We start from the raw sequence: 26,087 nt of genomic DNA, 5'->3' as shown, positions 1-26,087 counted from the left end.
AATTTATGGATTGATTTATCACTAGCTGTCGCACCTTGAACAAGGAGAATCCTATGCCGTCCCTACTTGTTATTCGCTTGCACCCAGTAGAACCTATCCCTGGTGATGATTTTACGAGTTACTTGAACGATCTCACTATTGAGGCTTTGGATATATCGTTCAATAACCTAACTGGATCGCTGATTGGTCAAGCACAGTATTTACCATTACCCCCCAACCCATTAGGAACCTTACCACCACCTCTCGATCCCAATACTCGGATTGTTCAGCACTACGCATTTCCAGATAACCCCTTAGATGGATTACAGCCACAGGCAGTAGCAACAGCTGTCATTCAAATCCCCGATCCCCCAGTAGGTGGGGAATATCGAGACGTTGATATACGTCTGGAAATTACCCGAGGTGGCAGCGAAATTGCCCACAAACCAGTTTACTACAATGTCCCTGTTGCCCCTGCTCCTATCCCAGCCAACCCAAACGATTTCCCAGGGCTACAGCCTACTAGCTTGCATCTAGCATTACCATCTTCTGGGCAAACTAACCCAACCCTCATTCTGCCAGAAGATGGCACAGCCCCTAATTTTGATAATTTGCGAACAGCTGTGGCAGAGGTACTGAATGCGGAACCGGGTAGCACAGAAAGGATTGGCGATCTAACTCTTGCCGAATGTCGCCACATTGCCTATGAAATTATTTGGGATCGCATGGCATATCCGCTTCCAGTACCCAAGCAAACGCTGGAACAAATATATACCGGTCCACAAGGTGTCAACAGTGACGATGAGCGCGATCGCAGAATCTTCGAGGGTGATTTACTCACTTACTACACCCGCCACAATACAGAAGCCGATCGCCTGACAAACTTCATTTTCTCACTCTCGGCAGCGATTTGGTGTGAAGACCAAAGCAGATTAGCAACACGAGTGGGCTATCACTTCCCCGTGTTTCTTAACCCTCTGAATGGACAAGCAAAAGTCATTCTGAAAGCCTCAGGAGCAGCATTAGACCCTGTTTTTTTGGTTCCAGCAGCTTATTTTTATGCTCTCACTGCTGTCTTACCGCCACAAGTGAAGCGGGAAGAACGTTTTAAGATGGTGGCACTTGATGCTGAAGCACAAACTATAGGTAATATTGAGCAAGCGATCGATGACCAAGTACTAACCGAACCAGCAGAGGTCAATCGTTATCAAGCAGCACGGCGGTTACGAGCTTTAGGTTCGGCAACCGAAATGGGAACACCAGAATGTGTCGTGACTCCTGCCACTCCCGTACATGGATTGGTCGGCGATTGGTTAGGTGTCACTGAAGCAGATATCAATACGTTTTGGGAGGCATTATCTCCTGCCAATACCACTGGGCATCTTAATTTAATCCTTTGTGCCATTACCAAAGCATATGCACCTTTAGAAGCCGCTATTAAAGCTCCTCCCTTTAGTGTCAGTAACATAAACGACCTGGCTGCCAAAACTAACGGTGACTGGGAAGCTTTGCTGAACTCAAATCCCATATTACTCCCAGAGTTTACGAAACCGGGTACAACAGAAGAACGCACTCAAGCCTTTATTCGCCATGTGCGTAAATTTTTTGATGTTGCCAATGTATTCGATCCGCCGCCCACCCCTACAAGCAATACTGTTCCCCAGATCGGTCGTTCGCCAGGTAATCCATTAGACCAATTGTTAGCTAATTACCCTGGAGGATTTTCGTTCAGTGAATGGGATGCAGCCCAATTGGCAACTACCGTAAATGGCATATTTCCCGGCGAGCCAGAAACGCAACAGCAATTTATCGAGTGGTTAACCTGCATTCAGGGTGTTATTAATTTGACAAATGGTATTACACCTATAGAGATACAGTTTTCCGTCATGGAGGCGCTTTGGGCGCGAGGTTTTACGAGTCGGAACGCCATTGAAAAGTTATCTAATCCAACAGACTTTAAAGAAGCATTAACTGGTTCGGTTGCTTATGATTATGCTACAGTTATCTGGGAAAATGCTGCTATCTCTGTATCCGATACGCCCCCAGGTACGGTCGGTTTTAAACCTGTCAACCCCGATGGTTCAATCATCAATTGCATTCCACCCGCTCACCTGTCTCCCCTCGGTCCAGTCGCTTATCTGCACGAGCTGCTACAGGTATCCCCAGAATCTACTTGCGATCGCCCACTACCTGAAAATGCCAATCCAACTTTAGCAACTCTATTGGCAGAGCGTCGAGGACTGTTAGGTAACTTGTTAGTCACAAAAGCTAATTTAGAAGTACCGTTACCCTTAATCGATCTCGTGAATGAATCGCTGGAGCACATGGTTGCCAATGACGTTGATTCTGGTATAGTTTACAACACAGCAACTAACGCGGTAGGCGGACATGAATTAACTTCGGCAATCGATCCTACGGGTGCTTTTCAACACGACCCGGTAACATTATTTGAGGCATTACCCGAACACTCCACGCCCGCAGTACCCACTGCCGAACAAACTGCCTACGATAAATTAAAAAATGATTTCTCTTCATGCTTACTTCCCTATTCACAACCGTTAGATGTCTCGCGTACCTATCTAGAGCAGTTAGGTACAAGTCGTTTTGATACCATGCGCCGCTTTCGCAAAGTAATTACCGAATTTGTGCTCGATCCTACAAATGAACCTGATGAATTTCAGAGCTATTTGTGGCGTTATCCAGTTCGTATCGAAATAGCTCTTGAATATCTCAAGATTTCACCAGATGAATATACAGTGCTATTCCAAAACAATATTGCCAGTGGAGAGGAAGACGAGGGTGAGATTTCACTGCACACCATCTATGGTTTTATTTCAGAACAACCCGAAGACGAAACATCATGGATAGATATTGTTATCCACGTGTCTGAATTTTTAAAACGTACTTGTTTGACTTACTGCGAATTTATCGAGTTATGGAAATCTGAGTTTGTAAAATTTACCTTGCAAAACAGCCGGGAAGGTTTTCCTGATTGCGAGCCATGTTGTTTAGATAAGTACGTCATTGAATTTGAAGATCCTGAAGATCCTGTAGAAGCTCTCAAACGGTTGGCAATTTTCATCCGCCTGTGGCGCAAATTACAGGCTATACCGAACGCTCGATACACATTTACGGAATTGCGCGATATCTGCGATGTGCTTGAATTATTTGATGGGACAAATGTCAACCCAAATTTTATCCGGCAGTTGGTAGCGTTTCAGATATTCCGAGATGATTTTCAACTGTCACTGACTGATGGCACGCTACCTGTTGATGGTACGACTGGTGCCGAGCGACTCCACTTACTGGCATTTTGGGTTTTAGGGGCAACAAAGCGGAACTGGGCAATAGAACATTTACTCTACCAAATACAGCAATATTCTATTCATACCTATCACTGTCGTTGCCGAGGACCAGAGTTTATCAAATTGCTGATGGACAATCTAGATTCGCTGTCAGCATTAGCGGGTTTTGACCCCAACACTCCTACCGATACCTGGCACGCCCACCCAACCCACACCCTTCGTTTTGCCGAAATTTTGGCAAAAATCTATGCTTCTGAATTTGGTGTTGGGGAATTGCTGTTCCTATTTACGAGTAACGAACACTTGCAAGGCAATGACCCTTTCCCATTGCAAACCGCTAACGAAGCTAAAGACTTTCCTTTGAGTTTACCGGATGATGAAGAACAGAATTCCCTTTGGGCGTTGCGTCAAAAACTGATGGCAGTTGAAGTGAGTGCTGAATCTGCCGAACAGTGGACTTGGGCGCGAATGGAAACTACTTTGCAAGACGAGTTTGGCTTTGTCCCCCCGCCTGGAAATAATCAGTGGCTTTCACTAGGGCAACATTTTTTCCCATCGGTATTAGCAGATAGCGGTATCGCGGTCAGCACCGCACAGCGACAATACCGAGTACCACTGCTGTCTACTCCTATCTTAATGTGGAATACACCACCGGGTGGTCCTTTGCCATACGATGCAATAACACAGGAGTTGTGGACACAAATTCCGCTCACTGACGAAGCCGTGTTGGCTAAACTCAGTCGTATCCGGCAACTGGAAGACCCCGAACAAATTGCTGTGCGCGATTTGTACTTTCTACCGCGTGTAGATCTGGCACATTTTGCATTTCTCTTTAACAACTTTGGTGAAGCAGAAGAACAACTGATTCAAGAACCAGATGAGAACAAACGCTGGAGATGGTTCCAGAAAGAGTTCGAGCAGTTTTACCAGCGCTGTCAGATCGTTGTAGAACATTTAGCAGCTCATACAGCTGATGTCACTAATAGTCCCAATCCGGAGGGTAGGGATTTAGCAAAACTGATACTAAAAAACCTCTGGGCTGATGAGAATTTAGCAACTGCACCTTGGGAAAATGACAACGGTCAAACCCCTCCTGTCACCTGGCAACCACAACCAAATGGAGGAGCATTTGCTGCATTGTTAGGGCTAACTGGCACGGGAATGTTAGCTAATTACTTTGATGCTAACCAAACTCTACTTTGGCGTGAAGTACGCGGTGGTGTAGATGCTTTTGGAGCGGAAGAAAATGCCTCGAATGCTCCGATTCCAACTATCCTACCTTCAATGGATTTCACCTTCTCACCAGAGCAACTGCGCTTTGCTGCCGTGCGGAATGGTTTTGCTATGGCGAATACGAATGGTGCAACTTTGGGCGGGGCTGAGCCATTTTCACTGCAATGGCAGGGTCTTCTGTTAATTGAATGTGAAGGTCGGTATGGGTTTAGTGCTGGAGCACCTACCCCAACCGGAGAAGTCCCTGATTTTGAAAAAGCAGACCAATCCCACCGTTGGCGCGTTATCTTGAAACGCGGTCAAAAAACCTGGGTGTTACTCGCTCATGATTGGCCAAATGAAGAAGCACCAGCAGATTGTTCTCATTCCATTGTACTGAAAAAAGGTTTTTACGAACTAAAGATTGAACTGGAGCGCAAACCATTGTTCTTTGATGGACCAGAAGATGTTTGCCCGCAAACCACGGGTTTTCAACTCAAGTACAATGGTCCGGATGCTGGTATGAACTGGTTGGCAATACCTCATGACAAACTGTTCCAAGATAGAAAAAACGCTACGTTACTACAGGGCATCGAATTGGTCGGTGCAGCGCAAAATTTCTTGACTATTCATTACACCAGTACAATACGTGACATTCGGCGTACCTATCAGCGTGCGTTCAAAGCTATGCTGTTTGTCAGTCGCTTGCATCTCTCAGCACAACGGATTTCTGACGGCGGACAATCGGAACTGGGCTATATGCTCGCTCACCCAATTAATTTTGCCGGACAAGCCTACTATCGCAGTGGTGGTGCATTCGCAACACACAAAGCCAACTTCGATTTGAATTTCCTACCCGTACTCGACAACTATCTGGCACCACCTTTAGCACAAGACCAACGGGTAGCACCAACACCTCAACGCCAGCAGGCGATGTTTGACTGGTGGGAACGTCTGTTTGACTACACGTTGATGCGCCGCGAAACTGAGCGATCGCTAGAACAACCAGACTGGCTTTTGTTCCATGAATCTGCTGAATTGCATCCCGATAACCCTGCTGATTTAATCCGCCATTTGGGAATCGATTTAAAGCACACTACTTTAGTGTTACAATATTATCAGGCTTTTCCGGTCACCTCTTCCGAGTTAGAAGACGATCGCTGGGCGGTGCGAGTTTGGCAGTCAGAAAAATGGATTCGTGCATTATTGAAGCGGTTTTATCCCAAAAATATCCGCGAAGCTCGACCCGATCTCTGGGCTTCTGATGACCCATCTGTACCAGAGACTGCTTTTGGAACTACGGAATCTGGTAATGCTAACCTGACCCAGTTTTATCGCAATGGTTGCATCGAAAACGGCGAACCGCATCGCTATAAAGAAATTAAATGCTTAAATGACGGGTTGCGCCAACGGGGACGAGCAGCATTAGTAGCTTATCTAACACACCTCAACCGAGTATCCCTTCCCTGGGGTGGGTTCGCCACAGAAGCAAAACACTTAAGCGAATTGCTACTACTTGATGTAGAAGTGGGACTTTGCCAAAAAGCCAGCCGTATCGAAGAAGCAGTTAGTGCTATTCACCTGTTTGTTCAACGCGCCCGATTGGGTTTGGAACCTGAGTTTGTGGTGTTGCCAGATTTTATTCTGGTATGGGAGCGGCATTTTGCTACTTTCCGCGATTGGGAAGCCTGCAAACGGCGACTCATTTACCGGGAAAACTGGATAGAATGGGATGAGTTGCAAGCAGCAAAGCAAACAGAAGCATTCCAATTTTTAGAATCTGAACTGCGTCGCGCTGCTTTAACAATGCCAGTACCTGGAGGACTGACTTATTGGAACGGTTCGCGTCCGCCCACTCACCCAGGAATAACTCTTCTCCAGCACCGCGAACCAGCAACCATGCAACTCCTAAACCCTGCACCGGAGGGACTGGGCTTGATGGGTACGCCCGATCGCCATGCTCGTCCGACTTGGTTGGCTCCTTTAAATACCACTGAACGAGAACAACCACCAGAGGATGGCTCAAGTCAACCACCAGGTAACCAACCATCTGAGGAACCAGTTCTTTTTGCTGTTATTAATCCCCAACAACCTAACAGTGCAAGCCTACCGATGTGGCTGCAAGCAGCTGTTCGCTTAGGTACAAAATTTATCAGGATAGCAGCAGCTGGCATACCACCAGCAACAACAACCTTTAAACCAAAATGTGGTGTCTCGGAATCTTCAGCTTGCTGTAGCGTCTGTGGTAAAGTGCATCCAGCACTGATGGATGAGTATTACTTCTGGATTGAAGAAACACGATATTATGATGCTAAAGAATACGATGCGAAAGAAGGTGCGATAGAACAAATAGCTGAGTGGGGTGCGATCGCTGACGATCCACAGCAAAATATTGTTGGTGACCCACAAACCGACTGGCATCGCCCAAACAAATTACCAGGGTTATTGCATTGGAATTCAAAGCCAATGGTACATCTGCGTTGGTGTCGCGTCCATAATGGCGAGTTCCAACAACCTCGCCAATCCGATAAAGGAGTGCGAATTCAAAAGGATATGACACCGCAATTAGTCTTCTCAGGACGCAGTGGTGACTCGCTTCTTTTTGAGATTGTAGGTGGTGAAGCCCCAGTCGGTTTTCCAGCCCCACCACTACTTCCAGCACCAGCACCCCTACCTTCCCCTCCCCCTGGATTCCGTTACGATCTCGCTCCTGACGAAGCTGTCGTAGTACCAGAAGTTGTGATACCTCTTGCACCAGCCCCCGTTGGTGGATTAGCCGCCTTTCCCTTCTTTGCCTGGTTTGACCCTGGTGCGCCATTATTGCCACCCTCAATGTTTAGCCCAGCCATCGCAGTAGCGGGTCATCTGCGATCGCATTGTCGCTTTGAAGCAGCCTTGAAATGGTACGAACTAGTTTACAACCCATTGCTGAATGACAATACCTGGCATATTTGCCCACCTGATGACCAGGAAGGTGAAGATCCCAATATTCCAGGAGCAGTTCCAATCGAAGCAGAGGTCATTCAACCAACCGAAGAATGTTGTTGCCCTAGCGATCCGGTTTCCGATCCTGAGGTGAAGGAGCGAGCAATTCTGCTGCACTACTTGGAAACTTTGCTACAGTGGGGTGATGCCTTAATGCGAAAAAACACGCCAGAGGCATTCCAGCAAGCACGTTTAATATTTGACACAGCAGCTAAGATCTTAGGAAATACACCGATTACAGTATTGACAAAAGATCTAACATTAGGCTCATTCATCGTTGCACGTTTTCAACCCAAATGTGCGCCTATCAACTCACGGCTGATGTGCTTGTACACAAGTGTCAGCGATCGACTAATATTAATTCACACTTGTCTGAACGCAAAACGCCTAAAGAACGGTCGTCCAAACCTTGATATGCCCTATTTTGGCAATAGCGATCTTCGGGATTGCTGGAAAACTACCCGTGAGGTTTGTGCTGACGAAGGTGAATGGTGTTTACTACAAAGTCCTTATCGTTTTATAGTCCTACTACAAAAGGCGCTGGAAATGGCAGGTGACGTGCGTGCCTTTGGCAGTGCTTTGCTAGCCGCTTATGAAAAAGGAGATGCTGAATATCTGTCTACCATGCGGGCAATGCACGAGCGGCAGTTGCTCAATTTATTGCTGGAAGTGCGGCAGAACCAGTGGCGAGAGGCAGACTGGCAAGTACAGGCTTTACGCAAGACCAAGCAAATCGCCCAGACAAACCTACAATATTACAAAAATTTGATTGCTTTTGGGCTGATTGGCGGAGAAGCACAATACGAACCACTGACTATTAGCTCAAATACGGTCAGAACTGCTGGTAATATTTCAGAAGCGATCGGTCAGGCAATGAATTTAATTCCCGATCCAAATGTCGGCTTTCCTACGAACTTTATCACGCTGCCACCGGGCAAAAAATTGAGCATGATTTTTTCTGCATCTGGCACGATTGCCACTACAGTTGCAGATATTCTTAATACGGTTGCATCTTTAGGATTGACAAAAGCTGGTTGGGAACGCCGCGAACAAGAATGGAAACATCAGGTAGACGTGCTCACCATTGAAATTGAGCAAATTGAGCGGCAAATCCTGGCAGCTGAGAGACAACGTGACATTGCGCTACGTGAATTAAATAACCATCAGCAACAAATCGAGAACGCGATGGAAGTACACGACTTCTTACGCGACAAGTTCACCAACCACGCACTCTACCTATGGATGCAACAGGAAACAGCAGCAATGCATTATCAGATGTATGAATTGGCATTGCACTGCGCCCGACAAGCTCAACGCGCTTTCAATTTTGAGCGCGGACACACCGCTCGACAATTTATTCCAGCAGAAATTTGGGACAACCTCCACGAAGGACTCTTGTGTGGTGATCGCCTACAATTAGCCCTCCGTCATATGGAAAAAGCTTACTACGATGAAAATGTTCGCGAGTATGAATTAACCAAGCATATTTCTCTGCGCTTGCATTTTCCGATGGCATTCCTGCAACTCAAAATAACTGGCTGTTGCGAGATTGAAATCCCTGAATGGATGTTCGATCTTGATTATCCAGGGCATTATATGCGACGGATCAAGAACGTAACAATGACGATTCCATGTGTTGTAGGACCTTACACTGGAGTACACTGTCGCCTGACTTTGTTGAGCAGCAAAACCCGTGTAGATCCAAGACTCATCGATCTACCTCATCCCTGTTGTGACGACGAACGATGGAAAAATGGTTATCAAGCGATGCCTGAAGATCCCCGTATTGTGTCGATGTATGCTGCAACGGAAGCGATCGCAACATCCACCGGACAAAATGACTCTGGGATGTTTGAACTCAATTTCCGCGATGAACGTTATTTGCCATTTGAGTTCTCAGGTGCAGTCAGCCGTTGGCAAATAGAACTACCATTAGAAAACAACCATTTTGACATGGAGACACTCAGTGACGTAGTACTACACGTGAACTTTATGGCACGCGAAGGTGGAGAAAATCTTCGCAAAGCAGCTAACGAATGCGCTCAGAAAAATTTGCCAGGTGGAGGTGTGCGTTTCTTCGATGTGAAACGTGAGTTTCCCGATACTTGGCACTCATTTGTAGGTGTTACATCTAAGTTAATGCCTAAGGAATTGGGTATTCGACTGAGTAGGAATATGTTCCCGTACATAACCGGAAATAAAAAGATTGGCGTACAAAAGTTGGAAATATTTTTTGAAGCACCCGGAGCCGATCCAAGTGTACACCACATCGTTGAATTTTTAGTTGGGCAGCGTGTTGGTCAAATAAAAGAAGAAAAATGCGATCGCGATGTGTACAGTATTGTTTGTATAGCTAATGCTAATTGGCCAGGACTTTTCCATGGTGTGCTGGAAATTGACTTTGAATCACTCATTACGTCTAACCCTCAGGATTTGGGTGTATTCAGATTTCCGATAGATATCAGTGATGTGACGGATACCTATTTATTCTGTTGGTACAAGATGCTGTAAATGCTTTGGGATTCTGGCAATAAGCGAGTGCCAAAATCACCTCTTAATCTTTCTGATAAAACTTACCCTGTATCCAGAGCTAGATCATTGGTACTAGCTGAACAGGACTATTTGAAAAATAGCGTCAATGTTGATCGGGAAGACCATCACTTGTGCGATTAACTTGCATTCTACTCTTCTGAATTGTTGCTGCTCATTTGCTTTCGCAAAACAGCAACTTGCAAAATCATACTCTTATCCATACCACCCGTTTCCATTGCTCCCATCCAATGCATCATTGATGAGAGAACAAGTTCTTTGAGGTACGCAAAGGAAAAGCCATCTGTCATCTCAGCAATTTGAGTGATGACTGTTTCTGACAAACGCATTGCTTCTTTAAATTTGTCGTTCCACAAGCTGAGATATGCCGTGCGTTCTGTCAAAGCAGGTAATTCAAAGTAATATTTGCGGTCAAAGCGACTGGGGCGTTCCAAAATCGCTGAATCTATACGATCTGGATAGTTGGTTGTCGCCAAAATGACAATTCCCGTATTGGCAGCAAAACCATCTAGTTCATTCAAGAAAAATGAACGATTTTCTGCTTCTACTAAGGAATCAAGGTCTTCTAAAACCAGAATGCAGGGTGCAGTCTGTCGCGCTCTCTGAAAAACGTCACGAATACTGTGGTGGGAATTATCGTACTGCGATTTTAAGCTTTTAACGTATAGACATGGTTGCTGCATTTTATTGATCAAAGCTTTGACCGCATGAGTCTTACCATTTCCTGGAGAGCCAATAAATAAAATCCCACGTTTCCAAGGGACTCCACAAGCTTCATAAGTGTCTTGTGAAGCAAAAAAGCTTGCTAAATCTTCTTGAATTTCTTGCTTGAGTGTCCCAGACAAAATCAAATTCTCAAAAGTTGCGTTCTGGATCGAGTCAAACAAGTCTGGATTTTTTGACCAATAACCATCTTCAAATACCAAAATTTCACTTCTTACTTCTGTATTCCATGCACAAACAGTTGTAAAAAATCTTTCAGCAATTTCTTTGCTGTCAGCTAACATCCAATAATATTTATTTCGACAAAAACCATCTTGGAAACTCACGAGCAGAATCTCAAATTGATATCCTTCCCATGTCACTTCTACACTGGCATTTTCGGTGCAGTGATAAATTGTATTTTCCATACCATTCCAACTGGAAGTCATTTGGTTGTGGATGGAAGTGTCATATTTAAGGCTACAAAAGTTCGCTTCAGCATATTTTTCAAAATCAAAGGCAGAATCGCTTCCTTCTAATAATGCTTTTTTAGGATAAAATGCTGCTAATTCTTGGCTAATGTGATAAGCGATCGCATTAGGAGAAAGGTTGAGTGCTTCTAAAATTAGTTGTTGTTTTTTCACAATTTTTTTGCTTTTTAATATTTCAAAATATTTCTTGTCGAGCGACTATTCTCTATTTTCACAGACAACGTACTACATCAGGATACAAATTGTTATACTAGACAAATTTCTGGATAAACTCATACATTAAATCTACCCTACCCTTCCTTAACATAGCTGGGTCTAGTCTTTCTGTTGTATTGCAAGTCATGAGAATAACCAATTGCTGTTGTATTTGAATGCCTGAATCTTCAATCACGCTTTGATATAAAGTGCCATCTAATAAACTCAAAATGTGTTCTGTTTTATTACTGTACTGGGCAACTTCACTGGCGCGGTCTTGTGCCAAATTATCAGCTTCATTAATGATAATACAAATTTTTTCCAAGTACGTTGGAGGGACAAAGTTGGCGATCGCATCGTGATCCAAAATAAAAATCACATACCCTAAAGGCATCAAAATTTCTTTGGCGACTGCTTGTGTCCAAGCTGTTTTCCCCGTCCCTGGCTCTCCATGTACCAAAACAGCTAACTGGTTCTGGTTAAGAATCGCCTGCTGTACTGCATCGGTAAAACTTTGAATATCTGGTGGAAAGCTACGAATGGGAAATTGGCTGTGAACCTTACCGACACGGCTTTGATACCCACTGAGCATGACTGCTAAATCGTAAGTTGCTTTATTAATCAGTGGTGCTAAATTTTTTGCCATGATAGTATATTGCCGCCTACCGCGATCGTAAGCATCAATTTGCAACCAAACATCATACTTGCTCCAGTAAGCATAAACAGTGTTGACAACGTCCAATCGTTCCCAATTGACAAACTTTTCTGCAGGAAAATAAAAGTCTCGTTCTAAATAATGCTGCGTAATAATATCCGGGCATTTCAATAAATCTAAAACCCGCAATACAGTAATTTCTTGAAGGCGATTCAAAACGTAATCAATGGGTATGCTATTGCGACTGACGAAATGAACAATAGGTGTTTCCGTACTTAAGACATCTTTATAACGGTGATCTGGTGTGAGGGGATCGGGTGTAATATAGTTCCAAAATTTTTCTACCTCATAACGGGTATTGTCAGAAACAACATTTAATAAGTTAGCCCACCAGGTATAATTATTTCTTCCTAAAATCTCAGCAACACTACTTGCAAGATTCAAACTTTTTTGAGTCATTTCTTTTGTATCGTTATACAATAGACGCCAAACAAACTCCCAGTCTAACTCTCGATGAAAGGGTCGCCAACCACTTTCCAGCAAACTTTGACGATTATTATTAATGGGAGCGCCTTCACGGTGTCTGTAGTAATCAAAATCCATGATTTTAATAATGCAGCAGTGTTAATATTATGTCTTTTTTTTTCGTGAGAGTTTGGTATAGCAATTTTATGGGATTTGCGAGAAAATACTGAGCCTTAGAAACCCAGTATCTCTCAGATACCGGGTTTCTTTATCTCATGAATGATTTAGGATTGCTATAAAAGTAGTTGTTATATTTCTTCATCCTTTATCCTTATTAATGTAATTCTGTTCCTTCATGGCGAAGTAAATATCTATCGCTAATTAACTTCAGCACAACCCTACCGATTTCAGGATGGTGTCTTTCAACGGTAGGTTGCACAACAACACCTTCCATTATACAGTCTGGGCTGAGTGTACTATTGGCATTGTTAAATTGCGACACCGCGTCCCAACTATAAGCACCTGTGTAAAGTACAGGTACTCTTGGTAAAGAAAATTCTTCACAAAAAGCAACAAAATCGCTGTAATTGAGAAACTCCTTACCCTGACGGACAGCAAATACAGCCAGCCCTATCTTGCCATTTGGTAAACCGTATTTAATATCTTGGACACCATAGATTTCTCCAAAGACTTGAGTTAGAGGTGGAAGTTTTTGTAAAACAATATTCTCGTGATAAGCACGAACATAAACTAGATTTTTATTAACCTCATTATTTTTCCAAAAGTAGTTATGGCTGCCCATATGAGTATTGCCATCAGCATCTACTAATACTGTGAAGTTAGTTCCATGGAGCTTTTCTGTGACTACGACTTCCTCACCTTCAATTAAGACATCTTTGTAGCGCTTGAGATTTTCTGGACTGGGAAATTTATAATGCCCAATGTAGCTTTCCATTTCCCCACGCATTCCTTGAGGAATTGGATATTCATATTTAGTAACACCGAAATACTCGGTATAGTCATCCCCAGGATTTCCTGTAAAATTCGCTCCTACAGGAATGAGCAAGCCTTCAGAAAAAATGCCCCGTAGTTTGGCAGCACGAAGTTTTTTGGAATAATAAGGACGAATTCCAAATTTATCAAGATAGTCTTCTGGAATCACACTATCTATAGGAAAGTAAAAGGCAAAGTCTCTAGGTTTAAAGTTTCCTTTTGCACCGATGACTTGATACGCCATGCCTTCCAAAGTTATAATGTCAAGTCTATCAGCATTTGGGTGAGAAGTAACACTCTTGATTTCAACAACCTCAACTTTAAATATGCTCATAACTCATAGAATTTTGGATTTTAGATTTTATATTTTGGATTGAGAAAGCTTTGCTAGCGTCTCAATTTCATCCCACTATTTGTCGCATTATTTTGTCAACTTGGTATCACCTCTTCACAGAATTAGAGTATTTTAAAATAGTGTTTTTATAGCACAACGATATATCGCTGTGAATTATCCACAACTTAGAATCAGGATGAAAAGTCTATAATTCATCAGGAACGTTAATGCATAAAATTTTTTGACCGAGCGTAAAGTTGTACAAACCCCTGTTCGCGCAACGTATCTGTAGAATGCAGTACAATATCTTTATAATACATATACTACAAAATGTCAAGCGGTACTTTTTTTCACCAGACAAAATTTAGTGGAGCGATCGCACCTTAGAATTAAGGTTAGTAAAATAAATATAGTTCTAGTTATAAAAGTAATCGAACGTCTCATGCGATATCTAGTTAAACTGCTTAAAACTGAAGAAGGCTACGCTGTTTGGTGTCCTACCTTGCGTGGATGTTGTTCTCAAGGTGAAACGGAGGCAGAGGCTTTAGAAAATATTAAGATTGCAATTCAAGAGTACTTGGAAGTTGTTGAGGAACTGAACCAGGAAGGAGAATCATATTACGTGGATCTGGAGGTTGGCGTTGCGTGACGACTCCACACGTTGCCCTTGAAAGTTTAGATGAACTAACTAGTCGCCTACCATTGGTCGATGCAGTTGAATTAATTCGTCTTAGTCGGGAGGATCTGGAAGAACGGGGACATTTGAGCCAATGAGTGTGATTGTGGATGCTAGTTTGCTCGTTGTGCTGGTTAACCGCGATCCGCGACGTGAAGTTGTGTTCAAGTTGATGCTTTCATGTTAAATGTCACAGACCTATCCAAGTTAAGAGAATTTTCTCTTCTGTGGATAGCTTTATCTTACAATCACTCCTCAGTGAAGCGATCGCACGTTATCATGCAGATCGCTCTTTCCGAATTCGCTCTTCAATATCCTCCAGTGTTTGTAATACCAAACGTTTAGCTTGCAACCGCCAGCCCCACTTTTGCACACGGATAGCGATCGCCGTACCAATTACGGTAGCAATCAAGTCTAAAGGTTGCATAAAAGAAATTCCCAGCAGCAGTCCTAGACCGGCAATACCCCAGAAAGGTAGCGCCACAGCCTGACGCTGCGTTTCCACTAGTTGAGAAATCGGATCGGAGGGCATTTCAGCAAGCAGTACTTTTTTGACCTCTTGTTGTTCTTTTGCGGAAACAGAAAGACCAATCTTCTGCCGAAGTTTTTCGATTTTACGAGCATCGGTACTGTACTGCGTCAGTTCATCCTCTGCCATGAGAATTAGGCGTTCATACTGTCCCATTGATTGCTAAGTGTCTTTAAATAATGGAGCTAAAGTTCTCTCACAACAAATCTTAAACCGAAATTACTCCCCAAGGTCACTTTTCAGTAACTTGTTATTGCACTGCTATTGCAACAACAAGCCAAGTTTGACAGGTTGTCTTTTGACGGCATAAACCATGCACCAGAGAATTATGAAGGATTTTCTAGAATGCGCCTGTTTGTAGAGGAGACAAAGGATGAAAAAATTTGTTGCAGTGCTGTTGCTGGCTATAGCAATATTTACTTTTGCTTTCAACCGTCCTGCTTTGGCATCTGATACCGTCAAGGGAGCCAAAATCTTTAACGCCAATTGTGCTTCTTGTCATGCGGGTGGTAAGAACTTAGTTCAAGCTCAGAAAAGCTTGAAGAAAGATGCCTTAGACAAGTACGAGATGAACTCACCTGACGCCATCATTGCCCAAGTCACAAAGGGTAAAAATGCAATGCCTGCCTTCAAAGGTCGTTTGAAACCTGAGGAAATTGAAGATGTAGCAGCATATGTGCTAGACGAAGCTAATAATAAGGAATGGAAGTAAAATCTCAGTACCCATCATGAACTGCGTATACCAAGACATATAAAAATGGGCAAGGGGCAAGGGGCATTGGGCATTGGGTTTTTCCCTAATCCCTGACCCCCTGACCCTGACTGCTTCTAGAAGCTTACGTATTGTAATTTAATGTGAGACATTGCCTATGAATCGCTGCTTTCGATTCATGCTCAATTTCAGTATTGTTGTTGCATTCGCCTGCCTTTATTTTACTTTACCTGCGTACCCGTCATCTACCCCTGATACCCAGATGACAGCAGGCGACTTCTTTAAGTTAGGTGTTGAAAAGATGCTCAACAGCGATTATATCCTAGCTGTTAAAGATTTTACAGAGGCTATTCAACTTAAAAGTAATTTTACCGCCGCCTATAGCAATCGATGCCTTGCTTATCTTCAGTTAGAAGATTATCAGAATGCCGTTGCCGATTGCAATCGAGTCATAAATTTTGCACCGAACAATGTTGATGCGTACCTTAATCGGGGACTAGCACACTACAGACTGGGGGATTATCAAGCGGCGATTGCTGACAACAATCAAGTTACTGCACTTAAACCCCATAACTTTAAAGCTTACTACAACCGAGGGGTAGCCAATGCCATGTTAGGGAATTACCAACAGGCAATATCCGATTACAATTTGGCGTTAACTCAGATTCCTCAGATATCCAATCAACTTTTAGCAGATATCTACAATGACCGAGGACTGGCTCATTTCCAGTTGTTAAACTTACAAACGGCTTTACTCGACTTCTCAACAGCACTTCGTATCGACCCCAATAACTACAGAGCTTACTACAATCGAGGTTGTGTTTGTGGGCGAAGTGGGGATAACAGGAGTGCGATCGCTGACTTTACGGCATCACTCAAGTTACACCCAAACAACGCCCATGCTCATTTTAATCGGGGTGTTGCTTATCACTTGCTTGGTTACAAACAAGCAGCAATTACAGACTTACAAAAGGCGGCGGATAACTTTGCTTTCCATAAAGAAACCGCAGCATACGAAAAAACTCTGGATTTTCTTGAGAATATACGGCGGCAACTTCCATTTTTATCAGAAATTGCTCTTCTCTGATTGAAGTTGTTATTTTGCAATGGAATTGGGCATCCTAAGTTGGAAAGAACTTACTTTCTGTATAATCACACGACTAAATATAAAGTTATGAGATTAACTTCCACTTCCATTGCAATTCTGGGTGCGTTCGCTGTTCTGGTCAATATTCCTCAAGTTTATGCTCAAACACCACCACCAATAGAAAGCCCTCAAAGTAGCCCCAGTGACTTACTCAATCAAGGACTGGAAAAATCCAATGCAGGAGACTTACAAGGAGCGTTGGCAGACTATACCCAAGCAATCCGCCTCAACCCCCGCTATTCCCTAGCATACTACAATAGAGCCATAACATATTACGATTTAGGAAATAAAGAAGCCGCGATCTCTGACTATAATAAAGCAATTCAAGTCAACCAAAGTTGGGGTAAAGGAGCGATTGTTGACGCTTATATTAACCGAGGACAACTACGGGATGAGATGGGTAATTATAAAGGAGCGGTAGCCGATTATAACCAAGCTATCCGTATAAATCCTCAAGACTCTGAAGCGTACTACAACAGAGGCATTGTTCAGCAAAATATGGGCGTTCGGAAAGCAGCCATTGCTGACTATACAAAGGCAATTCAAGTCAACAACTGGACGGACAAAGGACCCTACTCTGCATATCTCAATCGCGGAAATGTCAAATTGCAGATGCGCGATCGCCAAGGAGCACTAGAAGATTACAATCAAGCGATCGCTCTGAAAACAGACTATGCCCTCGCTTATAAAAACCGAGGAATTCTGTACTTAAATACAAAGAAAACACAGCAGGGAATCCAAGATTTACAAAAAGCAGCAGAATTGTTTCAGCAGCAGGGTCATCAAAATAGGTATGACCAAGTTGTTCAAATCCTCAAAGAAGTTCAAAGGTAATATCATTTTGGATTTTAGATTTTGGATTGAAAAAGCCTTGCGGGACTTAATTTTAGTCAACTATCTGTCGCATTATTTTTTCAAATTGGTATAATTTTTTTGAGAGGCACTTGGTAAAAAAAATCTTGTGGCGCGGGTCTTTGCCCGCTCCAAAGATAGTCAATTAGTTTCATTATAAACCGTAATCCAAGGGATAGGTTGAGGATAATGGGTTTGCCAACCACATACCGCGTGACGGTGATTTACGTTGCGTGTACTCCGTTATCTGGCTACTCACCGCGAAATGCTGCGATCGCACTATAATATCGGACAGGACCCCAACTAATATACTTCATCATGCGATCCCAAATTTATGAGTAATATCGCCTCTTCTTGATCTTCAGGGTCTTCCACGAATTCAAACAAAAGACGATAACTATAATCAATTGATGATGACCAGATATTTGATAAATCGCCTTTAAGCTTGTGGGTATGTAAGCTAGGATGAAAGGGGTCTTCGGCTAATTGGCGACTCGGTTTGTTCAATTAGGGGTCTAAGATTCGGGTTTTTACGTATTAGACGTTTAAAAGCACGAAGGGATTTGGGTGTCCAACCGATTTTCATGGTTGATCTAATTCTGCTAAAAATTGATCTACTGAGCCAAATTTTACGTCTCCTGAGGCAAATTCTTGTTTAATTTCGCTAATCTCTTGGTATAAGTTAGTTCTTCGCCGTTCAAGTAATCGTTTTTGCAGGAGATCGAGCAAGATTTCTTGATCTTCTATGGGTAAACTTTCTACTGATTCAATGGCTTGCTGAAGTGCTGATGTTTTCATAGCGCTCAAGGTGATTGAGTTTGCTTCCCATTTTATCTTTAATTTGTTGGTTTTCGTTCCAAAAAACCTGAGTTCGACGTTAAAAAAAGACTGAAAACTAGACAGAACAAACTTTGTAGCAATACAGGGCTTTTCGATTGAATGTCCGCACCTGACTTCTGCAATTGAAGTAGCCTCTTATCAATAGCTCACCCATTTGTAGGAGGACAGTAAAAAGTTGATTGGTTTATCCTGGTAGTAATCAAACTTACACAAGAAGGTTTGAAACACTATTCCTACGTTATGGCAGGTATCCCATTCAAACTGCCATCTCTCCATCTATGAAAATCAAAACTTTAGTATACTTAGTGCCTTTTCTACTAGTCGGACAAACGTCTGCTTCTGCCATCCAAGATACACCTCATCTGACTCCAACACAAATTCAACGTTTCTCCCGCGATCTAGTTCCTTTCAACTCTCAAGACTTTTTTAATAAGGGACAGGATGTGATAGAGAGAGAAATTCAAATTCTTAGAGAAAGACAAAATTCTTCAAAGGAGCCTGTTCTTAAAGTAAATCCGCAACCTCAGATAGAAGAAAAGCCTATACCTCGTAAAAACAGCCCTGAGATTTTTCCTAAGGAATAGTCATTATTATATAAAATCTTTTTTGGATCTAACAACCCTAAGTAGCCAACGAAGTTCAAATAGAATTCCCTTGAAATATTTTTGAATAAAGAAATTTCTGTAAAAAAAGATTGCAATTCTTAAAAGATTCTTTGACCTTTTTCTCCTGTATGCATAATTTGGCAAATTTATCCGGAGAAACCAAACTTTTTTTGATTGATATTGTATGTTCTGAAGATGAGCCGAATTCAATGCGTGTTCTACATATTTTAAACCACGTCCAAGAAATCGGTAATGGAATTGTCAATGTGGCGGTGGATTTAGCTTGCCTGCAAGCTAAAAATGGTCATGATGTAGGTATTGCCTCTATAGGTGGAGAGTATGAGGCACTGCTTGCAAGTTATGGTGTCAAGCACTTCAAATTGGATCAAAAAAGGACGCTCATTAATATATGGAATGCGTCTTTGCGTTACCGGGAAATTGTCAAAGCGTTTGAGCCACAGATAGTCCATACCCATATGATGACTGGGATTGTACTGGCAAGATTGTTAAAGGCTTCATCTAGCTATGCTTTAGTCTCTACAGTACACAACGAATTCCAGCGCAGTTCAACACTAATGGGTTTCGCAGACCGCGTCATTGCAGTGAGTCATGCTGTTGCTGAGTCGATGGCAAAGCGCGGTATTTCGCGGCAAAAACTGAGGGTTGTGTCTAATGGGACTTTGGGAAGCGTTCGTAGTCGAAGGCTTCAAGAGTACTTACCAATGCAATTGCATAAACCAGCAATCGCAACTGTTGCAGGAATGTATCAGCGCAAGGGTATTGGTGAGTTAATTGGTGCTTTTGCTCTCATTGCTGGTGATTTTCCGGATACCCATCTCTACTTGGTGGGGAATGGTCCTGACCGACCCATGTTTGAAGAGCAAGCCAAGAGCACTCCTTTTAAAGACAGAATCCATTTTGAAGGCTTTCAAGCAGAACCACAACCTTATATGTTAGGATGTGATATTTTTGTGTTGGCTTCTCACCGTGACCCGTCTCCACTTGTCATTCCAGAAGCCCGCGAAGCTGGTTGCGCGATCGTCGCTACTCATGTAGACGGAATACCTGAAGCATTAGATGATGGTCAAGCTGGGATACTAGTTCCACCTGCTAACAGTGAAGCCCTTGCAGATGCTTTAAAGCAATTGCTCAGTTCTCCCGATTTACTGCAAACATGGAAAAATAAAGCGCAACAAAACTTGGAAAGATTGAGCGTGTTGCGCGTTCATGAAGAGACTATGGCAGTGTATGGGGAATTAACTGCAAACCGTAATGTTTTTTCAGTTGTTAGTGGTTAATTCAGTTTACTTCTTGTAGGATGGGCTTCTAGCCTGTCCTACAAATTTGGCGGGCTAGAAGCAGAAGCCCACAAGATGGATATACTTTGCACGGTCATAAGCTGAGTGTTCAAATGAACAACATCTTTTGTAAGGGCGCAATGCCTTGCGCCCCTACACTTGGGTTGAAAAGCTCAATCTATACCCGTGGGAAGTATAATTTATTTTTTGCCAATCCCCAACCATTCAACCTTGAGGAAAATTATTTATATTTTGTTGGTAGTACTGCGGATATGCTTGTTGAAAATTGTTTACCTGTGTTTGGTGTTGATAATATTTATGCCCTGCCATCACAATAGCTAAAAAGCCCCAAAGCAACATACCAGAAAATGCTAGCATGGCACCACCACCGGGTAGCGCTACAACACAACCAAGGGCAACAGCACGAGATGCTGCCATAAAAGCATCGAAACGATACTCAGTATATTGGAATACCTTTAGCAACAGCATTATCATTGCCCCTAAGTAAAGAATCGCTCCGAACCAACCTATGGTAAAAAACGTTTCTAGGATTCCGCTATCAAAAACAATTGGCTGTATTTTGCCGTCGCTATCAACAATAAACGCATTTCCTATACCATTTCCTAGATAGTTTGTCAATGCTCTACCGAGACCATCTTCATAAATCTTTTTTCGGACATTAGCGCTATCGTCTTTATCAAGCGCTGTTAATGTTTGCAAACGGGAGTTGATTGCCTCGGCGAATGGTTCCATGGTAGTTAAGGGGACGACACAAAGTGTCATTACCAAAATGGTTACCATCAGACGCATTTGCAGTTTTGGCTTGATAGCAGTAATCATACTGAGCAGTCCTACCAACCAGCATCCCCATAGAGTACGTACCAATGCTAATAGGAAGGAGAGGTAGCCAAAGGCAGCCGTCGGAATTACTAACGGGCCAGAGCAATTAAATAATAGTAACAACCCTGCCATCATCGTGACAGCAAAGGGGCCGGGAGATGCCATTGTACTCCAAAGCCGGATTTTTAATGGTTCTGGATCTCCAAAACTGGTAATTTTTGTACCGAGCAGCCAAAATCTATCCCACTCTGGTGCAAATAGGTATTGTATAACTCCATAAACTCCTGTGATTAACACGCCCCACAAGAATGCACTTTGTATGCTTTTACGATACTCAGGATAATTTCGCCAGTTAGAAATGAAATAAAAGGAGAAGGAAACAGGAACCAGCCAGTCTAAAAGCGAACGGGTTGCGGTGACTGGTGAAGTTTTAATGAATCCTATAAGATAACCATAAATCACGCCCATGAGGGCAAGAATAAATGGTAACCCTCCCTGTCGCGCATACTTTGGTAAGTCCTTAAAGGAGTACATGGTGATAAAACTCACCAAGTATTGGGATACTAGTATCAATCGAGTCTCATCAAAGCTGCCACTATAATAATCAATTAAGCGAGAAACGAATGGCGTAATAAACCACATCCATAAAGTGAACCCAACGTAGAGGGCAGGATATCGAAAATATAGGAGGAGCGCAACAGCAAAAGATACGAGTATGTATCCCGGCCGCATAATACTAGCAGCACGTACTGCAATACCCGCAACCGTAAAAAGTATTAGCGCTCCAATGGCTATCCAAGCATATAGGGGTGGTGGTTTTGGAATATTATTTGCTACAGGGTATGAATTTGAGATCGGCTGCTTTTGAAACACTGCGCCACTCCAAGGTAATTTGTCACTGGTCACTGGTCACTGGTCACTGTTAATAACGTCTTCGCTGATGCTTGGTTTTGGGTGGCTTGCCAGGTTAACCAGCCTTGCCATCGTCCGCGAATAGATGCTAACCACTTTTGTTTGGCGAAGCTTCCTTCACTAGGTAAAAATCGCAACCATTGTATTAAACCTAAAGCTTCTTGGGTTCCTATTAACATAGCCCATATAACAAATGCTATACGTCTGACAAAGGGTAAGTGTTCCAGTAAAGCTACGGTTTCATTATGTACTGAATTGATCACTGCAGTTTCATTTAATCTGTCACGCTTGTCCTCGTCAAAACGTTGTGCGGGATAGTGATCTACTGCAATTTCTGGGTCGTAAACAATTTTCCAACCAGCTCGTTTCAATGCCAAGCATAATGACATTTCAAAGTGAACTTGAGCACCCGTACCTCTCATCCGTTCGTCAAAACCAATGAGGGTGATCGCATGTCGGCGAAAACTCATGTTCACACCCTTGAGAAGATCGACTTCGCGGGCTTTACCTACACCAATGTGATGTTTACCGATCGCACGTCCCCACCATTGAACTATACCTACAACTTCGCTTGTGCCATCATCTAGCAATTTGTTTTGCCAGTATACCCAGTCTCTTCCACCCACACCCCCTATGCGATCGTCTGACAGATAATACTTTTCAATCCGTTCCAACCAATCCCTATGTGGTGTGGCATCATCATCTGTAACTGTCACGATCTCTCCTTTGGCTTCTTTCAGGGCGGCGTTTAGGGCAGCTACGACTCCTGGTACTGTAACTGTTACAGTCCTTAATTTTAAAGGTTCGGGGTTATATTCTTTAAGAAATGCCCAACTGTCGCTGTCTGTGTCGCGCACCGCCACTAACACTTCATCCGCCGGACGGTTTTGTCCTTTGAGTGCTTCCAAACAACGACTGAGATCTTTCGGGCGACGGTAGGTTGGAACAATGGCAGTGATGGTAATCATGAGTTGCTGCTTAAGTAGTGAATCAGTTAGTACTGAGGAGTTAACAGTAACCTGTACCGGGCAGTTACTAGCGATCGCTAATAACTGCTAACAGATAACTTAACTTACTGTGTTGAGTGTTGAACGAGCTTTAAGCTTGCTTAACCAATCTTTTACTATGCCTTTTAACTTGAGTTCTGTATGGAGCTGCCACTCAAAGAAAGGAGCAAGTCCAAAAGATAGGGCAAAAAGGCGCAGCCGCAATAATGATGAATCTCCCAACTGTTTTAGGAGATTGACAAGTTCTGCTCGTTCCTCTTTATTAAAGATAGGAAGAAAACAATAAGCTGAGTGCAAAACTGCCATCTTGCGTCTCTGCTTGTCTAGTACCTTTGTATCCCAACCTCGACGTTGAAAAGCAGGTAAAAAACTTTCGGTGAAAATCCGAACGTATCCTTTTAATTGCAAATGCTTGCGTTTTGAGCGGGTTTTTTTAACGTCAGTCCATACTCGATAGCAAGCTAGTATTTCATCTGAATAGACATTACCATAGCCTGCATCTGCAATTCTTACGGATAAATCGTAATCCTCCACAAATTCAGGACGGTTTTCATAATACCTAAGTTCCTGTAATGCCTTCGCGCTAAACATGACTATGTTTGCTGCTACTCTATAGCCAGAAACTGCTGCCATAAGGGCATCGTCTGCATCTTGAAACTCATGGTTTCTGGTAACTCGGCACGTGGAACGGGTATTTCCATACTCGTCAATTTCCTGAATAGCAGTATGAGCATAACCTGCTTTTGGATATTTTTGTAGTAGCGCGACTAATTTCTCGACATAGTTGGGAAATATCACATCATCTGAGTCTAAGCGCACGATAAAGTCAGTTTTAGGCTGGCTCATTAACCAAGTGTTGTTGCCAGCAATTCCCAGGTTTTTTGGTTGGCGATAATAGTGAACCTGGGAAAACTGCTGGCACAGTTGTTCCATAACTTGAGGAGTTTCGTCAGTGCTACCGTCGTCAGAAACCCAAACTTCGACATTTGGATACGTTTGATTGCAAGCACTACGCACGGAGTGAATTAAGTATTGAGCTTGATTGTATGTGGGAATACAAACAGCTATAGAGGGGGAATCTGGCATTGAAGTCATCTTAAGTCAGGTCTTACGGGATGGAGCAGTTTGTAGTTAAGGATAAGAGCCTGATTTGACTCACAAAGCAAGGACTCTCATCCTTACAATAAAAACAGTTTTATTATGCTCAATTCCGAAGAGGATTTGCAACCTAATTTTTTTTCGTTGAGTAAGTTTGATTCTCAGGATGACTTTAGCGTGTTTTGATTATGCTGTTGTGACTTGGTTCATGGTCTTGATTTTGCTCAACCAGCCCTTAACTATGCCTTTTAACTTTAATTCTGTATGATGCTGCCACTCAAAGATAGGAGCCAAACCCAGGGAAAATGCAAAAAGACGAATCCGCAAAGCTGGTGAATCGCCCAATTCCTTTAACAAATCGACTAGTTCTGCTCGTTCTGTTTTGGAAAAAATGGGAGAAAAACAAGCTGCTGCATGAATGAGTGCCATTTTGCGCCGAAATTTATCAATGACCTTCGTATCCCAACCGCGTCTTTGAAAAGCAGACATTAATGACTGGTTGTATATCCACAGATAAGCCCGCAGCTGATCGCCTTTTCGCTTGGGTCGCACGCGTGCAGTATCAGTCCATACACGATACTCAGCCAATAAGGCATCCGAGTAGACATTCCCATAACCAGCATCGGACATTCTTACTGCGAGATCGTAGTCTTCGCTATACTTGAGCTGCCCATCACCATAAAACCCTACCTCTCGTAAAGCTTTGGCTTTAAACATGAAAATGCTGGAAGCAGTTCGCAACCCTGACACGGAAGCTTTTAATGCCTCTTCTGCATTTTGAAACTCATGCTTTCTGATGACTCGTCGTTCGGAAAGGTATTTTCCAAATTGGTCGATTTCCAATGTTGCAACATGACCCCAACCTGAATCTGGATACTTTTGCATGAGAGTTACTAAAGTTTCCACATAACGCGGTGACATATTATCGTCTGAGTCCAGGCGAATCACAAATTCAGTATCTGGTTGGCTTAAAACCCAGTTACAGTTAGGAGTCATCCCCATATTTTCTGGATGGCGATGATACCGCAGTTGAGGAAACTGCTGGCACAATTGTTCCATGACTTCAGGGGTCTCATCGGTACTAGCATTGTCTGAAACCCACACTTCTACATTGGGATATGTTTGGCTGCAAGCACTTGCTACGGAATGAATGAGGTATTGGGCTTGATTATAAGTGGGAATACAGACAGCGACTGATGGCAATTCCTGCATATTATGGTGGCTCCTTTTGATGAGCAGTTATTCGTTATTGCTCAACTTAGTTAATAAATGTTAACTTTGATTGAGAAAGAACTCGAATTCAGTTGTTGAATTTTGTACAATTGAGACGTGCGGGTATAAATATTGCTACAACCAAAGGTGAAGCCTTTTACCAGAACGCCAGAAAGTTATTTGTATCAAAATAGAACTCGTTTAGGCAAAGCTAAAGAGCTTTTAAGTAGAAGAATTTCAACCTCTTTTACTTAATCGGATATACAAAAAGGCTTTATGCGAAAATGGAAAAATGTTTACATTCTTTACATTTTTTCTTTGATGACACTACTTTTACTTAACTCTACAAAGTCAATGAGTTACAAGAACCATATTAGAAAGCATACGATCGCTATCAAGCTTCTTTGTTGCTTCTTCAGATTCCAAGAGATATCGGTATTATAGAAACCTCAATTATTCATGAAATTCAGTAATGTCGTACTATAGGGCATTG

General features: G+C 42.8%; 17 protein-coding genes. 8 read left to right on the top strand and 9 right to left on the bottom strand.

What is annotated here, in order from left to right; translation table 11 throughout:
• Positions 1-53 precede the first annotated feature (53 nt).
• Positions 54-9,992: a Tc toxin subunit A-related protein gene (locus tag WA1_RS48800; RefSeq protein WP_017742320.1), complete on the top strand. Its 9,939-nt coding sequence runs from the start codon at positions 54-56 to the stop codon at positions 9,990-9,992.
• Positions 9,993-10,162: 170 nt separating this feature from the next.
• Here the strand turns inward: WA1_RS48800 and WA1_RS48795 are convergent, their stop codons facing one another.
• The 3 genes from WA1_RS48795 to WA1_RS48785 form a co-directional block, all read right to left on the bottom strand.
• A complete protein-coding gene (locus tag WA1_RS48795) occupies positions 10,163-11,377 on the bottom strand; it encodes an AAA family ATPase (protein ID WP_017742322.1) in 1,215 nt (404 codons plus the stop codon).
• Between the two features lie 97 nt (positions 11,378-11,474).
• Positions 11,475-12,677: an AAA family ATPase gene (locus tag WA1_RS48790; RefSeq protein WP_017742323.1), complete on the bottom strand. Its 1,203-nt coding sequence runs from the start codon at positions 12,675-12,677 to the stop codon at positions 11,475-11,477.
• Between the two features lie 196 nt (positions 12,678-12,873).
• Complete coding sequence (locus tag WA1_RS48785) at positions 12,874-13,866, bottom strand: RNA ligase family protein (protein ID WP_017742324.1); 993 nt, start codon at positions 13,864-13,866, stop codon at positions 12,874-12,876.
• A gap of 442 nt (positions 13,867-14,308) precedes the next feature.
• Between WA1_RS48785 and WA1_RS48780 the strand changes: the two genes are divergently transcribed.
• Together WA1_RS48780 and WA1_RS61130 are read left to right on the top strand one after the other, a co-directional pair.
• Positions 14,309-14,515: a type II toxin-antitoxin system HicB family antitoxin gene (locus WA1_RS48780; protein ID WP_017742325.1), complete on the top strand. Its 207-nt coding sequence runs from the start codon at positions 14,309-14,311 to the stop codon at positions 14,513-14,515.
• On the top strand, positions 14,512-14,640 hold the full coding sequence (locus tag WA1_RS61130) for a hypothetical protein (RefSeq protein WP_017742326.1): 129 nt from the start codon (positions 14,512-14,514) through the stop codon (positions 14,638-14,640). Before WA1_RS48780 ends, WA1_RS61130 begins: the two co-directional genes overlap by 4 nt.
• A 179-nt stretch (positions 14,641-14,819) precedes the next feature.
• On the opposite strand, the gene WA1_RS48775 is transcribed toward WA1_RS61130, so the two are convergent.
• A complete protein-coding gene (locus WA1_RS48775; protein ID WP_017742327.1) occupies positions 14,820-15,227 on the bottom strand; it encodes a hypothetical protein in 408 nt (135 codons plus the stop codon).
• 217 nt (positions 15,228-15,444) lie between these two features.
• Here WA1_RS48775 and petJ point away from each other — a divergent pair, with 217 nt between their 5' ends.
• From petJ to WA1_RS48760, 3 genes are all read left to right on the top strand, one after another.
• Positions 15,445-15,783 (top strand): cytochrome c6 PetJ, encoded by a 339-nt coding sequence (gene petJ, locus WA1_RS48770; protein WP_017742328.1) that lies wholly within the window; start codon positions 15,445-15,447, stop codon positions 15,781-15,783.
• Between the two features lie 157 nt (positions 15,784-15,940).
• Positions 15,941-16,870, top strand: coding sequence for a tetratricopeptide repeat protein (locus tag WA1_RS48765; protein WP_026134530.1), 930 nt, complete (start codon positions 15,941-15,943; stop codon positions 16,868-16,870).
• A gap of 87 nt (positions 16,871-16,957) precedes the next feature.
• On the top strand, positions 16,958-17,764 hold the full coding sequence (locus WA1_RS48760) for a tetratricopeptide repeat protein (RefSeq protein WP_051077029.1): 807 nt from the start codon (positions 16,958-16,960) through the stop codon (positions 17,762-17,764).
• A gap of 600 nt (positions 17,765-18,364) precedes the next feature.
• On the opposite strand, the gene WA1_RS48755 is transcribed toward WA1_RS48760, so the two are convergent.
• Positions 18,365-18,580: a hypothetical protein gene (locus WA1_RS48755; RefSeq protein WP_017742331.1), complete on the bottom strand. Its 216-nt coding sequence runs from the start codon at positions 18,578-18,580 to the stop codon at positions 18,365-18,367.
• A gap of 320 nt (positions 18,581-18,900) precedes the next feature.
• Here WA1_RS48755 and WA1_RS48750 point away from each other — a divergent pair, with 320 nt between their 5' ends.
• Complete coding sequence (locus WA1_RS48750; RefSeq protein WP_017742332.1) at positions 18,901-19,206, top strand: hypothetical protein; 306 nt, start codon at positions 18,901-18,903, stop codon at positions 19,204-19,206.
• 230 nt (positions 19,207-19,436) lie between these two features.
• Positions 19,437-20,525, top strand: a complete 1,089-nt coding sequence (locus WA1_RS48745; protein ID WP_026134532.1) for a glycosyltransferase family 4 protein — start codon at positions 19,437-19,439, stop codon at positions 20,523-20,525.
• 225 nt (positions 20,526-20,750) lie between these two features.
• Here WA1_RS48745 and WA1_RS48740 read toward each other — a convergent pair whose 3' ends face one another.
• The 4 genes from WA1_RS48740 to WA1_RS48725 all read right to left on the bottom strand — a co-directional run bounded on the left by WA1_RS48740 (position 20,751) and on the right by WA1_RS48725 (position 25,594).
• Positions 20,751-22,271 carry a hypothetical protein gene (locus WA1_RS48740; protein ID WP_017742334.1) on the bottom strand — a complete coding sequence of 507 codons (1,521 nt, stop codon included), beginning with the start codon at positions 22,269-22,271 and terminating at the stop codon, positions 20,751-20,753.
• Entirely contained in the window at positions 22,268-23,245 is a 978-nt protein-coding gene (locus tag WA1_RS48735; RefSeq protein ID WP_017742335.1) for a glycosyltransferase family 2 protein, read from the bottom strand. Before WA1_RS48735 ends, WA1_RS48740 begins: the two co-directional genes overlap by 4 nt.
• Positions 23,246-23,344: 99 nt before the next feature.
• The gene (locus WA1_RS48730) at positions 23,345-24,379 is read right to left on the bottom strand and encodes a glycosyltransferase family 2 protein (RefSeq protein ID WP_017742336.1); all 1,035 of its coding nucleotides are present in this window, start codon (positions 24,377-24,379) and stop codon (positions 23,345-23,347) included.
• A 189-nt stretch (positions 24,380-24,568) separates the two neighbouring features.
• Entirely contained in the window at positions 24,569-25,594 is a 1,026-nt protein-coding gene (locus WA1_RS48725; RefSeq protein ID WP_017742337.1) for a glycosyltransferase family 2 protein, read from the bottom strand.
• Positions 25,595-26,087: the final 493 nt, after the last annotated feature.

It is taken from the genome of Scytonema hofmannii PCC 7110 (assembly GCF_000346485.2).
GTDB lineage: Bacteria > Cyanobacteriota > Cyanobacteriia > Cyanobacteriales > Nostocaceae > Scytonema > Scytonema hofmannii.
This window is presented reverse-complemented; position numbering and strand designations above follow the sequence as displayed.